The following is a 2,263-nucleotide window of genomic DNA, read 5'->3' as shown; positions in this document are numbered from 1 at the left end:
CATTCCCTGGAGGCGTCTCCCCTGCCTGCGGCAAATTTATTTTACTGGAACCAGAACTTCTTTTCCTCCCATATATGGGCGAAGTACTTCTGGGATTCTTACAGAACCATCTTCATTTAAGTTATTCTCAAGGAAAGCGATTAACATACGAGGTGGTGCTACTACTGTGTTATTTAATGTGTGAGCAAAGTATTTACCTTTTTCACCTGTTACACGGATTTTTAATCTTCTAGCTTGTGCATCACCTAAATTAGAACAGCTTCCTACTTCGAAGTATTTCTTCTGACGTGGAGACCATGCTTCTACGTCGATAGATTTTACTTTAAGGTCTGCCAGGTCACCGGAACAGCATTCAAGTGTACGAACAGGGATGTCCATAGAACGGAATAAATCTACGGTATTCTGCCATAACTTATCGAACCACATCTTGCTGTCTTCTGGCTCACATACAACGATCATTTCCTGCTTTTCGAACTGATGGATACGATATACACCACGTTCTTCGATTCCGTGTGCACCTTTTTCTTTACGGAAACATGGAGAATAAGATGTTAATGTTCTTGGCAGTGTATCAGATGGTAAAACAGTGTCGATGAATTTACCAATCATGGAATGCTCACTGGTTCCGATTAAGTATAAATCTTCACCTTCGATTTTGTACATCATTGCATCCATCTCTGCAAAGCTCATAACACCTGTAACTACGTTACTACGAATCATGAAAGGAGGTACACAGTAAGTAAATCCTCTGTCAATCATGAAGTCTCTTGCATAAGAAATTACTGCAGAATGAAGTCTCGCAATATCTCCCATTAAATAATAGAATCCATTACCAGCTACCTTTCTTGCGCTGTCTAAATCGATTCCATCAAATCTTTCCATGATATCTGTATGATATGGAACTTCAAAATCAGGAACAAATGGCTCGCCATATTTCTGAATTTCAACGTTTTCGCTGTCATCTTTACCGATTGGAACACTTGGATCAATGATATTAGGAATAATCATCATGATTTTCTTAACCTTTTCTCCAAGCTCTGCCTCTAACTTTTCAAGTTCTGCAAGACGCTCTGCATTCTTAGTAACCTGCTCTTTTACAGCATCAGCTTCCTCTTTTTTGCCCTGTGCCATTAACGCACCAATCTGTTTAGAAATCTTCTTTCTGTTTGATCTTAAATCATCTGCTTCCTGCTGAGTTGCTCTTCTCTGTGCATCTAACTCAATTACTTCATCTACTAAAGGAAGCTTCTCATCCTGGAACTTATTACGGATGTTCTGTTTTACAACCTCTGGATTTTCTCTGACAAATTTTAAATCTAACATTATCAATATCCTCCTGTTTTGTTAGAATATTCCCGAAGTCTTTCCCTCTTACTTTTGCGGCTAAGATTTCGAAAATACGTTAGAAAATATTCTGGGTTTCATTTAAATATTAATATCGACATAACTATCAAAAACTATTAATATTTTGCTTTAAATAGTTACAAACAAAAAAAGAACCCTTCTACCCTCACTCATGGGACGAAGAATTCCGTGTTGCCACCCAAATTGCTGTCCTTGCTAACATATTCAAATACATCTATATTATTTAAATATATCTGACACATATCAAATCATACTAGAATACATTATATCTAAATATATCAAAATGTATAAACATATAAAGCCATAACAGCCACTCATTGGTACGTTAAAGGATACCAGCCTTTGACTTTCATCAATGCTCAAAAAGTGGAAAGGTACTTCCGCCTGCTGATTCTCACCAACCATCAGCTCTCTGAAAAACATTCATACCGTAGCTTCTCTCATCGCAACGAATCAATATTCTTGTCTATTATAAAGCAGAATGAGTTCCTTTGCAACTATTATTTTGTAACTTCTGTTTTTCTGGAACTGACCGAAGAGACAAGGTTTCTGACTGTGGCCGCTGGAGTAAAATCAGAAATTGGAATTCATAATTTCCCCAAAGCAATTTTGATCTGCTTTATAAAGTGTGTTGGTGAGGGGGATTAAAGCTGATATCTACTATTAAGATTTTAAAATCACTACCTCCCGACGCCTCCGCAAATTTCTCCCTGATTCCTAATCAAATTCTAATTCTTATAGTAATCCAGCTACAGATTCTCCAACAGCCAACAAACAGCTCGCAGAAAGAGAAATAACCTATATTTGTGGCCTGGGAGCAAAGGTTGGATGCGAGCGGTTAAGCGAACATTCAACCTGCAGCGACGAAAGTCACAAATATAGGTTATTTCTCTTTCTG

The 2,263-nt window shown here is 37.7% G+C and carries 1 protein-coding gene; it reads right to left on the bottom strand.

Translation table 11 applies throughout. The features are described from left to right. Positions 1-36 precede the first annotated feature (36 nt). Positions 37-1,323: a serine--tRNA ligase gene (serS, locus tag EUBHAL_RS01515; protein WP_005344001.1), complete on the bottom strand. Its 1,287-nt coding sequence runs from the start codon at positions 1,321-1,323 to the stop codon at positions 37-39. Positions 1,324-2,263 lie beyond the last annotated feature (940 nt).

It is taken from the genome of Anaerobutyricum hallii DSM 3353, assembly GCF_000173975.1.
GTDB classification, from domain to species: Bacteria; Bacillota; Clostridia; order Lachnospirales; family Lachnospiraceae; genus Anaerobutyricum; species Anaerobutyricum hallii.
This window is presented reverse-complemented; position numbering and strand designations above follow the sequence as displayed.

Bases quoted from the DNA above. Each gene is read 5' to 3' on its own strand.
- serS (WP_005344001.1), bottom strand. From the start codon at position 1,323: ATGTTAGATTTAAAATTTGTCAGAGAAAATCCAGAGGTTGTAAAACAG.